At 33.9% G+C, this 17,817-nt stretch carries 13 protein-coding genes, 1 CRISPR repeat array and 1 other annotated feature; of the genes, 5 read left to right on the forward strand and 8 right to left on the reverse strand.

Annotated elements, in window-relative coordinates:
• The first annotated feature begins 56 nt into the window (after positions 1–56).
• Positions 57–1,499, forward strand: a complete 1,443-nt coding sequence (locus EQM13_RS09660) for a DDE-type integrase/transposase/recombinase (RefSeq protein WP_128752526.1) — start codon at positions 57–59, stop codon at positions 1,497–1,499.
• Between the two features lie 284 nt (positions 1,500–1,783).
• On the opposite strand, the gene EQM13_RS09665 is transcribed toward EQM13_RS09660, so the two are convergent.
• Positions 1,784–2,668 (reverse strand): zinc-dependent alcohol dehydrogenase, encoded by an 885-nt coding sequence (locus EQM13_RS09665; protein ID WP_206172647.1) that lies wholly within the window; start codon positions 2,666–2,668, stop codon positions 1,784–1,786.
• Positions 2,669–3,093: 425 nt separating this feature from the next.
• On the opposite strand from EQM13_RS09665, the gene EQM13_RS09670 reads away from it, so the two are divergent.
• Positions 3,094–3,432, forward strand: coding sequence for a cytochrome C biogenesis protein (locus EQM13_RS09670; protein ID WP_114217633.1), 339 nt, complete (start codon positions 3,094–3,096; stop codon positions 3,430–3,432).
• A gap of 108 nt (positions 3,433–3,540) precedes the next feature.
• Positions 3,541–3,684 (forward strand): DUF6019 family protein, encoded by a 144-nt coding sequence (locus EQM13_RS18230; protein ID WP_159429020.1) that lies wholly within the window; start codon positions 3,541–3,543, stop codon positions 3,682–3,684.
• A 16-nt stretch (positions 3,685–3,700) separates the two neighbouring features.
• Here EQM13_RS18230 and serS read toward each other — a convergent pair whose 3' ends face one another.
• From serS to EQM13_RS09700, 6 genes are all read right to left on the reverse strand, one after another.
• Positions 3,701–4,984, reverse strand: coding sequence for a serine--tRNA ligase (gene serS, locus EQM13_RS09675; RefSeq protein WP_114217632.1), 1,284 nt, complete (start codon positions 4,982–4,984; stop codon positions 3,701–3,703).
• A 59-nt stretch (positions 4,985–5,043) separates the two neighbouring features.
• Positions 5,044–5,246 (reverse strand) — a binding site (T-box leader).
• 68 nt (positions 5,247–5,314) lie between these two features.
• Positions 5,315–9,745 carry a coiled-coil domain-containing protein gene (locus tag EQM13_RS09680; RefSeq protein ID WP_128752528.1) on the reverse strand — a complete coding sequence of 1,477 codons (4,431 nt, stop codon included), beginning with the start codon at positions 9,743–9,745 and terminating at the stop codon, positions 5,315–5,317.
• Positions 9,714–10,481: a DUF6063 family protein gene (locus EQM13_RS09685; protein ID WP_128752529.1), complete on the reverse strand. Its 768-nt coding sequence runs from the start codon at positions 10,479–10,481 to the stop codon at positions 9,714–9,716. Before EQM13_RS09685 ends, EQM13_RS09680 begins: the two co-directional genes overlap by 32 nt.
• Positions 10,471–11,979, reverse strand: a complete 1,509-nt coding sequence (locus EQM13_RS09690; protein ID WP_128752530.1) for a replicative DNA helicase — start codon at positions 11,977–11,979, stop codon at positions 10,471–10,473. The genes EQM13_RS09685 and EQM13_RS09690 overlap by 11 nt, the downstream gene beginning before the upstream one ends.
• Positions 11,970–13,001, reverse strand: a complete 1,032-nt coding sequence (locus EQM13_RS09695; protein WP_128752531.1) for a Wadjet anti-phage system protein JetD domain-containing protein — start codon at positions 12,999–13,001, stop codon at positions 11,970–11,972. Before EQM13_RS09695 ends, EQM13_RS09690 begins: the two co-directional genes overlap by 10 nt.
• A 44-nt stretch (positions 13,002–13,045) precedes the next feature.
• A complete protein-coding gene (locus EQM13_RS09700) occupies positions 13,046–13,471 on the reverse strand; it encodes an acyl-CoA thioesterase (protein WP_206172648.1) in 426 nt (141 codons plus the stop codon).
• A gap of 200 nt (positions 13,472–13,671) precedes the next feature.
• Between EQM13_RS09700 and EQM13_RS09705 the strand changes: the two genes are divergently transcribed.
• Positions 13,672–13,956 (forward strand): transposase, encoded by a 285-nt coding sequence (locus EQM13_RS09705; RefSeq protein ID WP_206172649.1) that lies wholly within the window; start codon positions 13,672–13,674, stop codon positions 13,954–13,956.
• An 8-nt stretch (positions 13,957–13,964) separates the two neighbouring features.
• The gene (locus EQM13_RS09710; protein WP_240663028.1) at positions 13,965–14,867 is read left to right on the forward strand and encodes an IS3 family transposase; all 903 of its coding nucleotides are present in this window, start codon (positions 13,965–13,967) and stop codon (positions 14,865–14,867) included.
• Positions 14,868–14,955: 88 nt separating this feature from the next.
• Positions 14,956–15,968: a CRISPR direct-repeat array (repeat unit 29 nt; unit sequence GTTTCAATTCCTCATTAGGTATTATAAAT).
• A gap of 169 nt (positions 15,969–16,137) precedes the next feature.
• Here the strand turns inward: EQM13_RS09710 and EQM13_RS09715 are convergent.
• A complete protein-coding gene (locus EQM13_RS09715; protein WP_128751741.1) occupies positions 16,138–17,427 on the reverse strand; it encodes an IS110 family RNA-guided transposase in 1,290 nt (429 codons plus the stop codon).
• Positions 17,428–17,817: the final 390 nt, after the last annotated feature.

Genomic DNA, 17,817 nt, shown 5'->3' on the forward strand with positions numbered 1-17,817 from the left:
CTGCTATAATTTGAGTTATCACGCACCAAATTTAAATAGAAAGGTTGGTCATTGTTATGTCTCAAATTATAACTTATTTACTACTATATAATCAATACTTACTTAATCGAATTTATGAATTAACTTTATTTATCGCAAAGCATATCCCTATTAAACAGTGGACTTTCGATGATTCTAAAAGTCCTTATTATCAGAAATTTAAAATTGATAAGCTCCCTATCATCAAAAAATTTATCAAACAAGATTATAAATTCCTACTTGAATACTATATCTGGAAATATGGTAAGCCTGTCAAGCCTGTTCAACGCCGTAATGGTAAAACCATTCCTGAGGATACTGTCTGCCCTCTCTGTGGTGCTCCTCATCAATACATTTACGATAATAATGGTGGTAAAGGCCAATTTCAATGTAAAGTCTGTGGTCAAACTTTTATTACAGGTAAACAAGCAACTTCTCCTTTGGTTCTTATTTGCCCTTATTGCGGACATGCTTTAGTTGCTAAAAAAGATCGTAAACACTTTATTGTGCATAAATGTGTCAATAAGAATTGTTCTTACTACAAGAACAATTTAAAGCTGCTTCCCAAAGACTCAGATCCTAGTGAGAAGTATAAATACAAGCTCCATTACATCTATCGTGAATTTACGCTGGATTTCTTTTCTATGGATTTACATCAGCTTCCTTCATGGGCTACTAGTTTTAAGTTTAGAAAGAACAATGCTCATATTATGGGACTTTGTCTTACTTACCATGTTAATCTTGGTTTATCTCTTCGTAAAACTGCTGAAGCTATGCGTGAAATCCATAATATTAATATCTCTCACACTATGGTTGCAAGCTATGCAAGAACTGCTGCTGTATTAATTAAGCCTTTTGTTGATACATTCGATTACAATCCTTCAAATAACTTAGCTGCTGACGAAACCTATATCAAAATTAAAGGACTCAAAGGTTATGTTTGGCTCATTATGGATACTGTTTCCCGCTCTATTCTTGGTTATCAAGTCTCTAAAAGTCGTGACGTCGGCCCTTGTATACTTACCATGAGAATGGCTTTTGATAAATTTAGAAAATTCCCAGGTAAAGCTTTAAAATTTATATCTGATGGTTACAGTGCTTATCCTTTAGCTGCTCAACAGTTTAAAATTGAAAAGGACTGGGACTTTAATGTTACTCAGGTCATTGGTTTGACTAATGATGATCCTGTAACTAAAGAGTATCGTCCCTTTAAACAAAAGATTGAACGCCTTAACCGTACTTTCAAAGCTTCTTATCGTGTTACCTGCGGTTATGGTACCGATGATGGTGCTTATTATGGTATAAACCTTTGGGTTGCTTACTATAACTTCCTGCGTCCTCATGAACTTTATAGTTGGAAACGTCCTTTAAATGAGGTTGATATGCTTAAGAATGCCGGCAATATGCCCGGTAAATGGCAGCTTCTTATCTTTTTAGGACAGCAAGTCATTCTTAATATGCAAGAAAATCCTGCATCTTGATTTCTATCTGTTCTTAGATTTCAGAGCCTGAGGTAACCCAGCCACCCTTTAGGGCTTGCCCTTGATAGTAGGACAAATACAATGCTACAATACTGTAAAGACGGCACGAAAAATTATCTGTTCTTGAGTTTCTTCGCCGTCGGTAAATATTGCGCAGCATTGTTTTGGCATACTGTCAAGGGTGGCGGTGACTGCCATGAAAATATATTTTTGCAATTTCCCAGGTTCTATTCAGCCTGATTTTTTTATTCTTGTTTTTCATAGGCTACTTTACACTATCTTTATTAGGGTATTATGGCATATTTAATGCCTTCCTGTCTGCCAATACTCTCCAGTGCATCAATTGTTTTTGATAATGGATATTCTCCCGTTATGAATTCACTTCCGTCAACCTGCCTTGTTGCAAGAATATCAAGAGCTTTTTTTATATGATAAGGGGTATGGTGATATACAGCTTTTATCTTTATTTCTTCATAATGAAACTTGACGCAATCAATTTTAAAATAAGTTCCTTTCTTCGTCCCTCCAAAAGTGAGTACCTGTCCACCCGGCCTTATCATATTTATTGCATTTTCCCAAGCTTCGGGATATCCAGTTGCCTCTATGGCCACGTCAACACCTTTTGATTCCTCCGTTATGTCTTTAATTCTTTGAGGATAATCTTTATAGGACGCGTTTATTGTTTTTACTGCTCCAAATTTTTCGGCTTGTTTCAGCCTATATTCCGAAAAATCGGCAGCTATTACTCTTGCCCCCTTCAAAGAAGAAAGTTTTACAAACATCAATCCTATGGGACCACATCCTATAACTGCTACTGTATCACCTAATTTAATATTGATTTCATCTATTCCGTGAAGTACGCAAGCAAGAGGTTCGACCAAAGCTGCTTCTTTATAATCAAGGTCATCGGGAATATGAAGATAGTTATATTTTAATATTTGACTCGGAATCACTATATACTCGGCATATGCCCCGTTTAAATACTGAAGATTCTCACATAAGCTATACTCTTTCCGTTTGCAGAAATAGCAGTGAAAGCAAGGGACTGAATTAGCTCCAACGGCTCTGTCTCCCACTTTAAAGTTTTTTACATTTTTCCCTACTTCAACAGCATTATATTGGCAAACGTTTGTCCAAACCGGATTTATAAAAATTTTTTTATTATTCAATATAACAGACTATTTCATTTAATGCCAATGTTATATAATTGTCTATTATATAAAAAATCTTTCATAAACCTTATAAAACAAGTATAACGATGTAAAAAACCATGTTTTAAAATATTCATCTCATTTGCTTTATAAAACAAATGAGATGAATGGTCTTGATTGTATATTATCTTTAATGCATTTATCACCATTTTCTGACACCTATTAATCTTTTTTCTGACAGCCATATTGATTTTATTTGGCAGTCCAAATATCACAATATTAAGATTCCCAGCATAGTTGCAGTTTGTCAGTATTTTCGGAATATCTATGGTTTTTACATTGCTTTCTTTCTATTTATTGTTTATACTGGTATGGAATAAAAAAATGAGATTTAGCAGTTGAGTTATACAGTTCTAATCATATTTATATTGAGGGTGATAAAAATGGATTTTTCAAAAGTTAAAATAGAAATATATGTCCCGCAAGAATATATTGAAAGTTTAAGGGATGAGCTGACGAAAATCGGAGCTTGCCAAATCGGAAAATATGATCACGTTATTTCCTTTTCTAATGTACAAGGTTATTGGCACCCCTTGCTTGGAAGCAGTCCTTTTAACGGAGAAGTTGGTACCATAAATTTCGGTTCCGAATGTAAACTGGAAGTCCGCTGTCCAATTACGAAAGTTAAGGATGCAGTAGCTACAATTAAAAAAATTCATCCTTATGAGGAACCTGTAATCAATATTATTCCTCTGATAAATGATATGTTTGAAATTGAATAGCTTCATAAAATGAACAGAATATGGAATAAAGTATTTTAATCATTGAATTTTACTATATTTTGAGATAATATGTAATTAATCCATATTATAAAAGCGGAGGAGAAAAATATGGGAAATTCAACTATATTAGGTTCATTAGGCTTAGGGCTAAACATAGGTTGGGATTTAATAAAACTGGCCATTTTATATTTTGTAATAAAATATGCAGTTAAATCCGCTATAAATGAAAGTCAAATAAAAAGCAGGCAGTAAGTCAAACTGCCTACTTTTATTTTTTTATAACTTCTTTCCCGCCCATATACATTTGAAGAGGCTTAGGAATTGTAACGGAGCCATCTGCATTAAGGTTGTTTTCCAAAAATGCTATCAGCATACGGGGCGGTGCGACTACTGTATTATTAAGAGTATGTGCAAGATAGTTTCCCTTTTCTTTACTTCTAATACGAATACCAAGACGACGCGCTTGTGCATCTCCTAAATTTGAACAGCTTCCAACTTCAAAATATTTTTTCTGACGGGGTGACCAGGCTTCCACATCAATACTTTTTACTTTTAAATCTGCTAAATCACCTGAACAGCATTCTAAGGTACGTACGGGAATGTCCAAAGAACGGAAAAAATCTACTGTAATATGATATAATTTTTCAAACCACTGAGGACTTTCTTCCGGCTTACAAACTACAATCATTTCTTCTTTCTCGAATTGGTGAATACGATATACCCCTCGTTCCTCAATACCATGAGCACCTACTTCTTTTCGAAAACAGGGAGAATAACTGGTTAATGCTTGAGGAAGCTGTTCCTCATCTAAAATTGTGTCAATAAATTTTCCAATCATGGAATGTTCGCTTGTTCCGATTAGATATAAGTCTTCTCCTTCAATTTTATACATCATATTTTCCATTTCTGAAAAACTCATAACTCCGTTTACCACATTGCCACGTATCATGAAAGGTGGAATATAGTAGGTAAAACCTCTATCAATCATAAAATCCCGTGCATATGAAAGAATGGAGGAATGAAGACGGGCAATATCACCGCAAAGGTAATAAAAACCGTTTCCACTGGTTTTTCTTGCACTATCAAGGTCTATTCCATTAAGTCTTTCCATAATATCAACATGGTATGGTACTTCAAAATCAGGAACAATGGGTTCTCCAAACCTTTCACGTTCAACATTTTCACTGTCGTCCTTTCCGATGGGTACGGACGGATCTATTATATTTGGAATAACCAACATTCTTTCCCGAATTTGACTCTCAATATTATCTTCTGACGTTTTCAAATCAGCAAGTTCCTGTGCAATATCTTCAACTTGTTTTTTCTTTTTTTCAGCTTCTTCTCTTTGCCCTTTGGACATTAAAGCTCCAATCTCTTTGCTAATAGAATTCCTCTGACTTCTGAGAAAATCACTTCTTGTTTTTGTTGCCCTGAATTGTTCATCTAATTTTATTACTTCATCTACCAATATAAGTTTTTCATCTTGAAATTTTTTTCTGATATTTTCTTTTACTATTTCAGGATTTGCCCGCAAAAATTTAATATCTAACATTTTTCTCCTCCTCATATACAGTATTTTAAATAAAAAAACCTCCCAATCTCATATAATAAATATGGGACGGAAGGATCCGCGATGCCACCCAAATTGTCAGCCCATAAGGCTGACCACCTCTAAAACGTGCAATAAAGGACACATTCCTTCGATTTTTCATCGACAGCTCTAAAAGTGGAAAGGCTTAAATTCTAACCGGTTCGCAGCAAACACCAGCTCTCTGAATAGATTTATAAGCCGAAGTTTTTATCATCGCTCATATATATTTTTGTATTACTAAATTATATCTATTATATACAATTCGAAAATAATTTACAAGTAAAAAATCTTCTAAAACATGGTAAGCTGTTCTTTTTCTCCGAGTCTCGATAAAACCTGGGGATCATTATCTTTAAAAAAAGCATACTTTATCTCTCTTTCTTTAGTGAATATCTGAGTATCTTTGTCTAAAGAAGGACGAAGTCTGCAACTGTACACTATTGGAAAATAATCTCTTATATATTTTCCTTCGCTGTGAGCAGTCAAAGCTATTATTTGAAACCCCAACTGTTCGGCAATAAAGAATACGGGATCCAAAACATGGTTACTTGAAGCTTCTCCGAACGGATTATCCAATATAACCGTACGGTTCCTCTTTTGTTCGAAATTTATACTCTGCTTTTTTTCAGCAAGATAATTCAATATCCCCAAAAATAAAGTCATATTTTTACTCCATTTTTCCCCGCCGGACCAAGAATTCGTTTTTTCCCAAGACACGGGAATACTATTTACCTTACCGTCATTCGTAACTTTTCTGCATTTTACTTTTATTCCGTCCCCTGCCATAAGGGCTTTCATAAGCTGCTTGGCTTGAAATTTATCTTCTATATATTTTCTTACGGAAGACTTATCTTCTTTTCCCTCTTCATCCTTAAATTCATTGCTTTCAATATCTTTAATCATAATATTTATATAATTTCTTATTTCTTCCTTCCCAAATTCTTCTTTCCATTCCGGAACGTCAATTATATATATTTTTTTTGATTTGTCGTCTACCTTTATCCTCGTCTTCTTAGAAATAGACCCTATTTCCTGAGCAAGGGACTTTAAATAAGAATTAAGATATTTCACAAACTGGCTTATCTCCTTATCATGCTCCATCATATCCATTTCCAATATATTTACGGTTTTGTCAATTCTTTTATCTATGTTTTTCTGCCATTCAATAATATCATCATATTTATCTTTATATTTAATCCCCCATAACGCCATGTTTTTCAATCTGGGTTCGCTTATGTGTTCACTGCAAAACATCTCAAAGTCCCGTTTTTCTTTATCTACTTTAATTATATTTTCCTCTGTTTCCTTTTTTATATTTTCAAGGGAGTTCAAAACGAGACTAACATATTTCATTCTATCATAAGGAAGCCCTTGAATCATATCATCGGATAAACCTAAGGATATGACATTATCAGACAGATATTCGTATTTTTCATTTTTCAGCCTCAAATTATTCAAAACTTCTTCTATTGATTTTAGTTCTTTATCCCATTTTTCTTCCATGGAATTCAAATAATCAATTCTCTTACCCAATTCGATCTTCTCATCATCTATCTCTTTCTTCACATTTCCCAAGGAATCGGTAAATTCCACTATCTTATCATAAACCTTAAAATAATCTTCTTCTTTGACTTCATATTTACTTTTAATATTCTGATATTTTTCTTTAAATCTATTTAATTCTTTTTCTTTTTTATCCAGCAGGGGAGAAAGAACTTTTATACTTTTAATCAAATCCTCGATTTCGGCTTCTCCGTATATGGGAAATTCCATATCCTTTTCTGACTGATATTTGGCACGTAAAATCAAATTCTTTAAATCCTTCCGATGCTCTTCTTTTGCATCAGAAATTTTCACTATATTATACGATATATTTTCTCTGTCCTTCTGCTTCTTATTTAATACATCTTTCAATTCCTTTCTTTCTCTCTTTAAAACTTCTATGGAAATCGGAGAATATTCGGGAACAAAATCTCTGACTTCCATATACAATTCGTCTTTGCTTAAAGAATCAATATAACCTTTAATCTTATTTAGTTCTAAAAGTAATTTTTCAGATATTCCCCTGTACCTTTCTGTTTCCTTTTTATTCTCTTCCTTTTTTTTATTGTTTTCCTCAATTTTAAAATCCAATCGGAATAAATCTTTTTTTATACCTTTCACGGAGTTTTTGAAATTTAAATACTTTCCGGCTTCCACAATATTTTTATTTAATACATTTTGTTCTTCTTGCAAATTGTTGATTTTATTTCCCGCATTTTTTATATCGTTATCTATCTGCAATACTCTTTTTTCTCCTTCTTCTATATTGCATTTTATCGTATTTATTTCCTCATCAGTATGTTTGTAATCCTCTTTTAACATAGTAAAATCCTCATAAGGATATTGGTCTAAAAATTCTTTTATTTTGTTTAAAACTTTAGTATACCTTTCCAACTCTGTTTCTTTTTCTTTCCTTGCCCGGGTAGCGCTTTCGGCTTTTTTTTGTCCTTCGGTTTTTTTAGCCTGAAAATCTTCTCTCTTTATATTATCCTTCCATACCGAAGGATAGAGAAAAATATCATTTTCTATTTTTCCTCCTTCCAAAAGGAGCTGTGCTTTGGATTGAGTCAAAATTCCAATGGGACAGCTGATTTTATCTATATTCCTTTTAAGTTTTTCATGTAATTTATTTTCACCGTTATCCGCAACAATTACGGATGATGCCCAATAAGGATAGTTCTGATAATACTCTGTTTCATCCTTATTCAAAACGGCAGCCGCCCTTCCGATATACTGAGCACCGGATTCCAAAAAAACGAAGTTATTCCTCCACTGATTTATCCATGAATCCAGCATGGGTTCGGCAGTAAAATACTCATTATCCTTATAATCATCGGAAAACCTGTGAGATATCCTTTCATTTATCAGAAGTTCTTCCCTTTCCCGCCTGATTCTCTCACATTTATCTTCTAAAGCCGCTACTATCTGTTCTTTTTTTATATACAAACTGTTTATATGCTCATAACCTGAAATCAGCTCCTTTATCTTGATTAACAATTCCTTTTCTTCATTTTCTATTCTTTCTATTTTCTCTCCCAAAACTCCCCTGTTATCTGAAAGCTGCTCCTGTTTTTCCCTGTAAGAACTTAATTCGGCATTGATACGGTTTTTCTCCTCATACATCTCTTTCAGCCTCTCACGGCGTTCTACTAAATCCTTTTCCAGAAAATTAATTTTATCCGTCCATTTAGGATACTGTTCTTCTATTGTTTCATTTTCGGAATTGGAAAGTATCTCGCTTTCAATATCTTTCATTTGTCTGCAGGAAAAGTTCAGCTCTCCCCTTAGATTCCCTTTTTTTTCAACAAGTTCCTCATACTCCTTGTCTAAAGAGTCCTTTTTTTCTCTAAGTATACGGAGATTATCATTACATTCCTCTCTTTTTCTATTCGCTTCATCTCTCTTCCCATTCAATTTATTAAATTCTCCGTCAAAATATCCACTAACAGCGGATGAGTTGATTCTCAATTGTTTTTCTGCTTCATCGGTCTTTTCATCTTTTTCCAACATATCAAGCTGTTTTTTATAGATCAAAATCTCGTCTTCATCATCCTTGATCTTTTTTTTCAATTGAGCAATCTCTAAGTTTTCCAGCCTTCTTTCCTTAGCCGAAAATTCGTCTTTTTGCACCTCGTAATCTCTGAGACAGTTGTTATATTCGTTCTCATCCTTTTCTAATTCTTGCTTTATGCATTCCAAATAATAGGAATATTCCTTCTGAACTAATTTTTCATTTGTACTCTTCCAATCATTCTGTGCTTTTTCTACATCTTTTAATTCCTTATCCGTCTTTTTATGCTCATCAAGGAAAAATTCATAAAGGGCTTTTCCCTCTCCTTTTTTCTTACCGAATTTTTCAAGAGAATAATAATATTCCTTATATACTTCAACGTATTTTCTTATTCTATCCTGAATAAGTTTACTTTCATCTATATTCTTTTTCAGATAATTATGTTGCTTGAAATGTTCCCTCTGATTTTCAAAAGTATCGGCAAAATCCTTCATTCCGTTTCCCGCCAGGGCTTCTTCGGCAACGGGAATCAGGAGCCTGTCGACTAAACTTTCGGTAGTTTTGCAGCCGTCAAAAAATTTCTCCACCCCTCCCTCTTCTCCGTTTATCAATGATATTCTTCTCCATTCCATAGGAATTATCTTAAAATTTTCTTCTATATATTTTTGATATTCTCTAATTGTAGAAAATCTCTTGGCATTTACATGCTCCTTGCTCATATATTGATAATAATCATTCATTTCTTCTCTTCCCGCAGGGCGTTTATTCCCATTTGAAGTATTTCTGACAAAAGGGATATTTTCGATTGAATTGCTGTCACTACTTCCGTATTCATAAACATATCTGTAAGAATCCAGCTTACCGTTAACTAAAAACAACGTTACTGCAGTTAAGGCATATCTTCTGGGTCTTTCGTTTAATATCCATTCTACGGCTATATGAGCGGGATTGCCTTCCAAAGACAATGTATCCTTTATTTTTCTTTCCGCTAAATCCGAATGAGGAAGAATTGCCTGCAAAACGGTTTGTATAAAAACTGTTTTCCCGCCTCCGTTTTCTAAAAGAATTGCTCCGTTATTGCCTTCAAAAACAAAGATGTCATCGTTGTATCTTTTGGAACCTCCCTCATATACGACATTAGTGAACCTTATTTTCGATATGGACGGCATTTTTTCTCTCCTTTCCTTCTCTTTCCGCTTGATACATAAAATCTAAAATTCCTCTGTTGAATTCATATTCCATATAGTATTTTTGAACAATTGTCTTGGCTTTCTCCGTAAGTTCTATTTCGTCATTTCCTATATCAGTTATAAGCCCTTGATTTTCCAAAAATCTTTTCACCGTATTTAAAAAGCTGAGCCTGCTGACGGTCCTGGCATCTTGGACTTTTACGTTTTCCCTCAAATCATCCATTGCTTCCCACTTTTCCACTATTCCCACCCAATTATATTCGCTATCCTTCTCAATCTTTTTCAGCTCATCTTTGTCTATTTCCTTAATTGAGGAAATATGATTATTTAGAGAAGAAAGCCATTCCTTCATGGGTAAAAAATTCCTTGTTGCTTCGGTGCTCTGATAGCTGTCGTAAAATTCCCCGAATAAAACGATTATAGCCACATACATAAGATATATATCCAAGTTTACTGCTCTCGAAGGTAGATACTCTTTTTTAATCTCTTCATTTGATACATGAAATGGTGAAAGAGGTTCCGTTGGAACCAAATATACATATTCTCCCGCAGGTATAACAGTACACCCCACAACTGATGAAAATTGATTTACTAAGTCTCTTACCTTGTCATCGGTTATATAAAGCCTCATTTCATCTTTCTCGCAAAAACCGTTGGCTGCAAGGTAAGAATATATTTTAAACGCATTCAAAACTTCAACATCCCTATATTCCATCTGTATTCTCCTCTAATCTCATAACCATATTCTTTATTGAAAATCTTTTATTGCCGTAAACTATTCCGTCCTTCTCAACTACAGTTAGTTTTATCCTTTTACCTTTAAAGATTTCAAATGCATCCTTAAACAATTCATTGTTATCATATTCTGTGTCATTCAAAATAATAGGGGATTTCTGATGAAGTATTATCCAAAAATCATAAAAACTCCTGTGATTTAATATATCTTCATCCTCAGATTGCATATTTCCGACAACTTCTTCTAAAGTAATTTCATTTTTGTTTCTCATCATCTTAATAACGATCTCCATTATTTTTCTAAAATTAAATTTTGTAATATTAAGGTATTCATCTATAATTTCCCCTTCTTGGGGCTCGGCAAATTCATAAATATCCTCACTTTCCCTTTCCGATTCTATCTTTTGTTCATAAAAAACTCTCAGAGGAGACCAGGTTTTTGCCATCGACAAATACATAAACGGATTTATAATGTACCTTGACGCCCCAAGGGGCAGAGGTATAGATATAAGCCTTTTTGTTATTTCCTCCTCAAAATTAAAAGATTCAACTCCTATAAAATATAATGATTCCTGAGCTGATTCCAAAGCATTTGTCTTTAAAGATATGCTGTTCTTAAGCAATTGCCTGTGCTCACTATGTACTTCGTCTAATTCATTATGAATTTTCCTTATTAATTCATAAGCCTTTCTGTCTTTTTCATCTTTAATTTCGTATTCCATTTTGTTTTTCGTATCGTTTACAAAATTTAGAAGTTCATCAAACTCTTCATTCTCTCTTGCAAGCCTTAAGTTTATATCCTCTATAAGGTTTTTATATCTTTCATAGGATTCTTCGGAAACAATATTTCGATTTATTTCATGGCCTATTTTAATTATTCTGTCTTTAAGGTTGCCGACAGCTAACCTCATCTCGTCAATCTGCCTCAAAGCCCCGGCAAATTCCCCTTTTTCCAGCTGTTTCCTCAATAGAAGCTGATTTATGGATATTTGAAATTCGCTGAAATATTCTCTTGTGGAAAATACAAGTTCAAGTCCTTGCTCATCCAATGTATAATACTGGATATTCGATTTTGTATCGGACAGCCCGGATTTCAATATTGAATAATATACGGTTTCGTATCTTCTTTTTTCCCAATTATAAAAAGTCTTGCTGTTTCTTTTTCCGCTGGGAGGCCTAAAAGCATCAATAATATTTCTTGCTGCTCTTTCAAATCCTTCAATATTCAAATCTATTCTTCCGCCATTTACTTCGGCAAAAAACTGTGCAAGTTCCTTCACTCCCGTATTTCTGTTTCTCATTATCATATTTTCGAAAAAAAACAACAGAGAAAGTAATCCCAAACTAAAATAATCTATAAAGTTTCCGCTGTTATCTTTTTCTCTTTTATTTTCCAGTTTAAACAAGGGTTCATATAAGAAAAGCCTCCCCACTCTTTCTCCATAATTATCAAGTATTCCCCTTATGTTTATGTCCACGAAATTTTCCTCCAAATTTCCCTCATCTTCTCCTTTTCCAATCCTTCCTGAGGATAGTATCCTCCTCTTTTCAGCATATCCATAATCCTGTCTTTATAATCAACGCTGAAATTATTTAAAAAATTTTTCACAGCTTCATCGTTATGGATTTGTCCATGTTTTCCGTAAGAAAAATGATTTTTAAAAAATTCCTTATAAAAATCCACGGCAAGAAAAGCTTCTCTTTTTTCATTTACGGCATTCCATATGGATATTCCCTCATAATCCAGATCTCCGAAGTAAAAAACTTTATTTTGCTCGCATCCAAGCCTCAGCTGGTCTTCCAGTACAGATATCCCCGAGGTTATCTTCCAACCGGCACCATAAACCAAAGAAGTAAATTCCGTATTTTCAATATCATCCATTAAAGCATAAAATGTAGATTTATTCTCCACTATCAGATGCATATGAGTTTCACCCAGAATTTTATTTCTGTTTACAGCAATCATCAAAGGGTCCGGCATGAAATTTATATTAAGCCTTTTCCACAGTCCTATCCTTTCTAATATGACTTTTCCCCCTTCTTCATCTATCCACTTTTCATTTCCCACAAACCTGTAAGAAAGCTCTGAGGTCGTATATTCACCGGTAGGAATTCCTTTTGAATTTAAATAAGAATTGATCTTCATTATATAAGGAAGATCCCTTTCCCAATATTTTTCTCCGAGAGAGTAATAGTTCTGCAGATTTATATTTTTATTCGCTTTCAATTGATAGGAAGCTATTCTGTCGACAATTGCCATATTGAAATATGATTTGTTAATCCTAAAACTATTTGGAATGGAAATAGGTTTATCGGTAGTGCCGCTGGCTTTAATAGGAGAAAGTATTCCTTCCTTTAACATATCATTAATTACTACCGCATAATCATCATATTCCACATCTCCCCGCAAGTGATCTTCTATCTCCCATAAACATATGGTCTTTTTACGGCAATTCTTTAGGAAATAATATAGAATTCTTCTTACAATTTCGGGTTTCATATATCTTCAATTCCTCTCTTTCACTATATATAATATATAGTTGTTTAACACTTCTCTTCATTTTCCGCTTTTTTTAACATATCCCAGATTTCTTTAAATTTCTTTCGGAAATTAACCGGTTTCATCTCTTTGTTCACAAAAGCATGCTCGGTAAAGCCTTCGGCTAACAATAAATTATCCCTCTTCCTTATAATATTATATTTTAACCTCAGCCTTACTCCCTCCATTTTTTCAATTTTAGTTTCAATAATAATTTCATCATCGAATTTAGCCGAATATATATATTTACATCCTGTTTCTATAACCGGAAGAAATATTCCCTGAGTTTCAAGGTATTCACAGGTATAGCCCATATCTCTAAAAAATTCGTTTCTTCCAACTTCAAACCATGTAAAATAATTTCCATAATAAACTACACCCATTTGATCCGTTTCTTTATATCTGACCCTTATGTTTGTACAATTTTTCACAAATAACCCGCCTTTCTTCATTCAGCATACAATCAATTAATAATACTCCAGTGATATTATTATATCACTTCAATCTTTCTCAAACAATCAAATATATTTAACTTGGTGTTAGAATATAAATAGTACAAGTCAAAATGAGAAAATCCAAAATAAATATAAATTATGGTACAATGTATGTATCGTAGAAGGAGGAACTCATTATGGCTAAACAATATGATAAACAATTCAAACTGGATGCAATCCAGTATTATCAGGATCACAAAGACCTTGGGCTTATAGGTTGTGCTGAAAACCTTGGTATCAGCCAGCAGAGCCTTTCCAGATGGAAGAAGGGACTTGAACAAACTGGAGAGATTGTGTGCCGTGGCTCCGGGAATTATTCTTCCGACGATGAAAAAGAAATAGCACGTCTTAAGCGTGAACTTCGTGACACAAAGGATGCCCTTGATGTCTTAAAAAAAGCTATAAGCATTCTGGGAAGATAACAGAAGCTATTTATCATGAAGTTTCTGAAAAGACGGAGGCTGCCAAAAAAGAAAATCGCCGGGTTTCCGTCTCCGGAATGCTGAAAATTTTAGGCGTTTCACGCTCTGGATACCTTGCCTGGCAGAAACGTGTGCCCTCTGATACACAAAAGCGCAAAGAGGCTGTTAAAGTTAAAATCAAGGATATATACGATGATTCAAAGCAGAATTATGGTGCACCAAAGATTACCCAAAAGCTTCAGCAGGAAGGTGAAACCATCTCTGAACGTACCGTAGGCAAATATATGAAGGAAATGGGTATTAAAGCTCAGTGGATAAAGCCATGGACTGCAACAACCAAAGATTCCGATTTTAGTACGGAGCTTCATAATATCCTTGATGAACAATTTAACCCTGACCGTCCAAATGCAGTATGGTGCAGCGATATTACTTATATCTGGGCAACAAGAGGATTCGTCTATCTAATAAGCATTATGGATCTATATTCCAGAAAAATCATTGCATGGATGCTCTCAAAAACGATGGAAGTTTCCTGCGTAATAAATACAATAAACAAAGCTAAAGCGAGGAGAAATACAGACCTACCACTTATTTTACATAGTGACCGCGGAAGCCAGTATGTTTCCAATGAATATATAAAAGCTACTGCTAAAATGCAGAGAAGCTATTCAAAAAAGGCTTTCCCATGGGATAACGCCTGTATTGAATCGTTTCATGCAATAATCAAACGTGAGTGGCTGAATCGATTTAAAATTCGCAATTATCAACAGGCATACAAGCTTGTATTTGAATACATTGAAGCTTTCTACAATACAAAACGAATTCACAGTCATTGCAACTATATGTCACCCGATGATTTCGAGAAGCTGTATGCTAAAGTACAGAATGACAGCTTACTTTTAGCTGGTTAATATGAGGATATTTTTCTCATTTTAATTTGTACTAAATCTTGACATAGGACCATTCTGATTGAAACAGTTGATGAGGATTATCACATTGGTTTCAATTCCTCATTAGGTATTATAAATTTGGTCGTGTCGGTCGTGCTTCTAAGGATAGCCCTGTTTCAATTCCTCATTAGGTATTATAAATGTCACATTTACCGCTGGTTTTTGTAGGGGCCAGCTAGTTTCAATTCCTCATTAGGTATTATAAATGTTGTCCCGTATTCTTTCAATTCATCGTACATTTCTGGTTTCAATTCCTCATTAGGTATTATAAATGCTTTTTTTATTGAGAAGGAGGGATAGAATGAAGTTGTTTCAATTCCTCATTAGGTATTATAAATCATTAGAAAAGTTGGAAAAGAGGTGAAAGTATGAAAGTTTCAATTCCTCATTAGGTATTATAAATAACAGATATAAAATATCCTTTCTACTTTGGAAATTTGTTTCAATTCCTCATTAGGTATTATAAATTTGAGGCTTTTGAACAGCATATTAGGGATAGCGAATGTTTCAATTCCTCATTAGGTATTATAAATCTTTCACAAGAGCGTTATCCGCTCCGCATAGAATAGCTTGTTTCAATTCCTCATTAGGTATTATAAATTATGAACATCCAGAGAAGTTCGTTTCTTCAAGCGAGTTTCAATTCCTCATTAGGTATTATAAATGAGAGCGTTTTAGAGCGTTTCAGAGGTATTCTGACGTGTTTCAATTCCTCATTAGGTATTATAAATTTATTGATGTTCCAAGCTCCTGCCATTGACATTCCGGTTTCAATTCCTCATTAGGTATTATAAATAAAACTGAAATCCATATTCCCAAGCTTGCAGATCAGAGTTTCAATTCCTCATTAGGTATTATAAATATGTCTCCGGAAGCGATAACAAAAAAAGTATGCAGTGATTTGTTTCAATTCCTCATTAGGTATTATAAATTGTAATCAGCTGCATCTGTCGCAATTATATAAGCGAGTTTCAATTCCTCATTAGGTATTATAAATAATTTCGTCCTCGGCCTCTTTCTTCTCTTCATCATAGTTTCAATTCCTCATTAGGTATTATAAAAAAAAGACCAGCTAATTAAAGTCAATAGATTTTAGCAAAATAATATTAAATATTTTTTGAAAAATTAATAATAAAAAAATGCACACCTAATAAACCAATGATTATTGGTTTAAAAAACGAAGCTGTTATTTAAAATTGTTCTTTGAAAACTAAACATTAAATACAGATCATTAGGCTACTGAAGACCTAGTAAGAAGTAGTTCCTCATGCTCTTCTGGGGTTCTTAGCTCAAAAGGCTTTTTGTCTCTCATGACGGCGAATATAATATTTACTAATTTTCTCATTACAGCACCTAATGCAACCTTTTTGGGCTTGTTTGTACACTTTTTTTGGTAGAACTCATAGAGCACTGGATTAGTTTTGTCACCATTTCTCTTACTTCGAATATTGGCTAAAGCAGTTGTAAAGATGACCCTACGAAGCAATCTAGAGCCCCTTTTAGACATTTTGTTACGGGTTCCGGTGAATTCACCCGATTGATTAACAGAGGGGTCAATTCCAAAGAAAGCTACAAGTTTATTGGGGCTAGAAAATGCAGAAAAATCACCAACCTCAGCAAGTATCGTGGCAGCAGTTAGTATCCCGATACCAGGAATACTGCATAGCAGATTAATAATAGGTGCCAATACAGGATTATCTTCTAAAGAATCTGCTAAAATAATTTCATTAATTGCGTCAAGTATGTCTTTTTGGGCATCTTGTAAGGTTCTTACCATGGAAATATTAACTTTGAGAATGGCTAGATTTCCAGGGTTATTGATGCTTAAATCTTTAAATTCCTTAGCTTTTAAAACCAAAAGTTCATATTTTTCAGTGGACCACGCTAAACCTTTTTTAGAAGTTTTTTCAATAAGTGATATTAATGTTTGTTTGTTAGCCTTTAGAATTTGCTTAGGTGAAGGATACCTATCAAGTACTGCTAAGGCAGTGTTTGAATATACATTTTGGAAGACATCTGTAAAGTTTAGCATTACTTGATCAATAATGCCAATAAGCCTATTCTTGTAAGTAGTAAGTTCATCACCTAACTTGTAATATTGGCGACAAAGGCTTTTAAGGCAGTCAATAACATCATCAGGAACAACAGTAGTCTTAATAAAAGAAAACCTATAAAGCAATGCAATCTTATGGGCATCAAATTTATCATTTTTTACTTTCCTTATTCCAATATTTTTGATAGAATCAGATTGGATGGGGTTTATGATAGAGACCTCAAATCCAGAATCAGAAAGATAGTGGAAGAGGATTTTGTGATAGTGCCCAGTGGATTCTAAGACTACGACAGGCCTAATTGCAAAATCCTTTTCTGCTTTTTGCAATAGACCTATAGCCTCTTTAATACTGTCAATTGAATCATGATAGATCTTAATACGATGATAAATCTCATTATTAGGGGACAAAATACACATCTCACTAAAATTTTTACCAACATCAATTCCAGCTACAGGTGGATAATCCATAAGAAACCTCCTAAATAAAGTATTTGGATTTAGAAATCCATTCCTTCTCAAATAAGTACACAACCTTGCATGTGACACGAGGAACCAGTGTTAACTGGCCTCAACCAGCCAAATAATGTAATCTTATGAGAATGGATAGATACTCTTTTTTACAGGTAGTCGCATAAAGGCGTCCTAGGAGGAATTGCATCAACCTCCAAATCCATAAATTAATTATACAATATTGTTCATGGTTCAGGCCAAATTAAACTGGCTTTATGGCTAGGGTGAGAAGCCAAAGAAATGTATTTAATGATTAGAAAAGAAGACTATATTATTATTTAAGAAATTGATAATTATTACAGTGGAAAACTGTAATTTGATTATAACTATATTGTACAAGGAGGAGAG

The sequence above is a fragment of the Acidilutibacter cellobiosedens genome (genome assembly GCF_004103715.1).
Lineage (GTDB): Bacteria > Bacillota > Clostridia > Tissierellales > Acidilutibacteraceae > Acidilutibacter > Acidilutibacter cellobiosedens.

Excerpts from the sequence above, each read along its gene's own strand:
- EQM13_RS09660 (WP_128752526.1), top strand. The coding sequence starts at position 57 with ATGTCTCAAATTATAACTTATTTACTACTATATAATCAATACTTACTT.
- EQM13_RS09670 (WP_114217633.1), top strand. The coding sequence starts at position 3,094 with ATGGATTTTTCAAAAGTTAAAATAGAAATATATGTCCCGCAAGAATAT.
- EQM13_RS18230 (WP_159429020.1), top strand. The coding sequence starts at position 3,541 with ATGGGAAATTCAACTATATTAGGTTCATTAGGCTTAGGGCTAAACATA.
- serS (WP_114217632.1), bottom strand. The coding sequence starts at position 4,984 with ATGTTAGATATTAAATTTTTGCGGGCAAATCCTGAAATAGTAAAAGAA.
- EQM13_RS09680 (WP_128752528.1), bottom strand. The coding sequence starts at position 9,745 with ATGCCGTCCATATCGAAAATAAGGTTCACTAATGTCGTATATGAGGGA.
- EQM13_RS09685 (WP_128752529.1), bottom strand. The coding sequence starts at position 10,481 with ATGGAATATAGGGATGTTGAAGTTTTGAATGCGTTTAAAATATATTCT.
- EQM13_RS09695 (WP_128752531.1), bottom strand. The coding sequence starts at position 13,001 with ATGAAACCCGAAATTGTAAGAAGAATTCTATATTATTTCCTAAAGAAT.
- EQM13_RS09705 (WP_206172649.1), top strand. The coding sequence starts at position 13,672 with ATGGCTAAACAATATGATAAACAATTCAAACTGGATGCAATCCAGTAT.
- EQM13_RS09715 (WP_128751741.1), bottom strand. The coding sequence starts at position 17,427 with ATGGATTATCCACCTGTAGCTGGAATTGATGTTGGTAAAAATTTTAGT.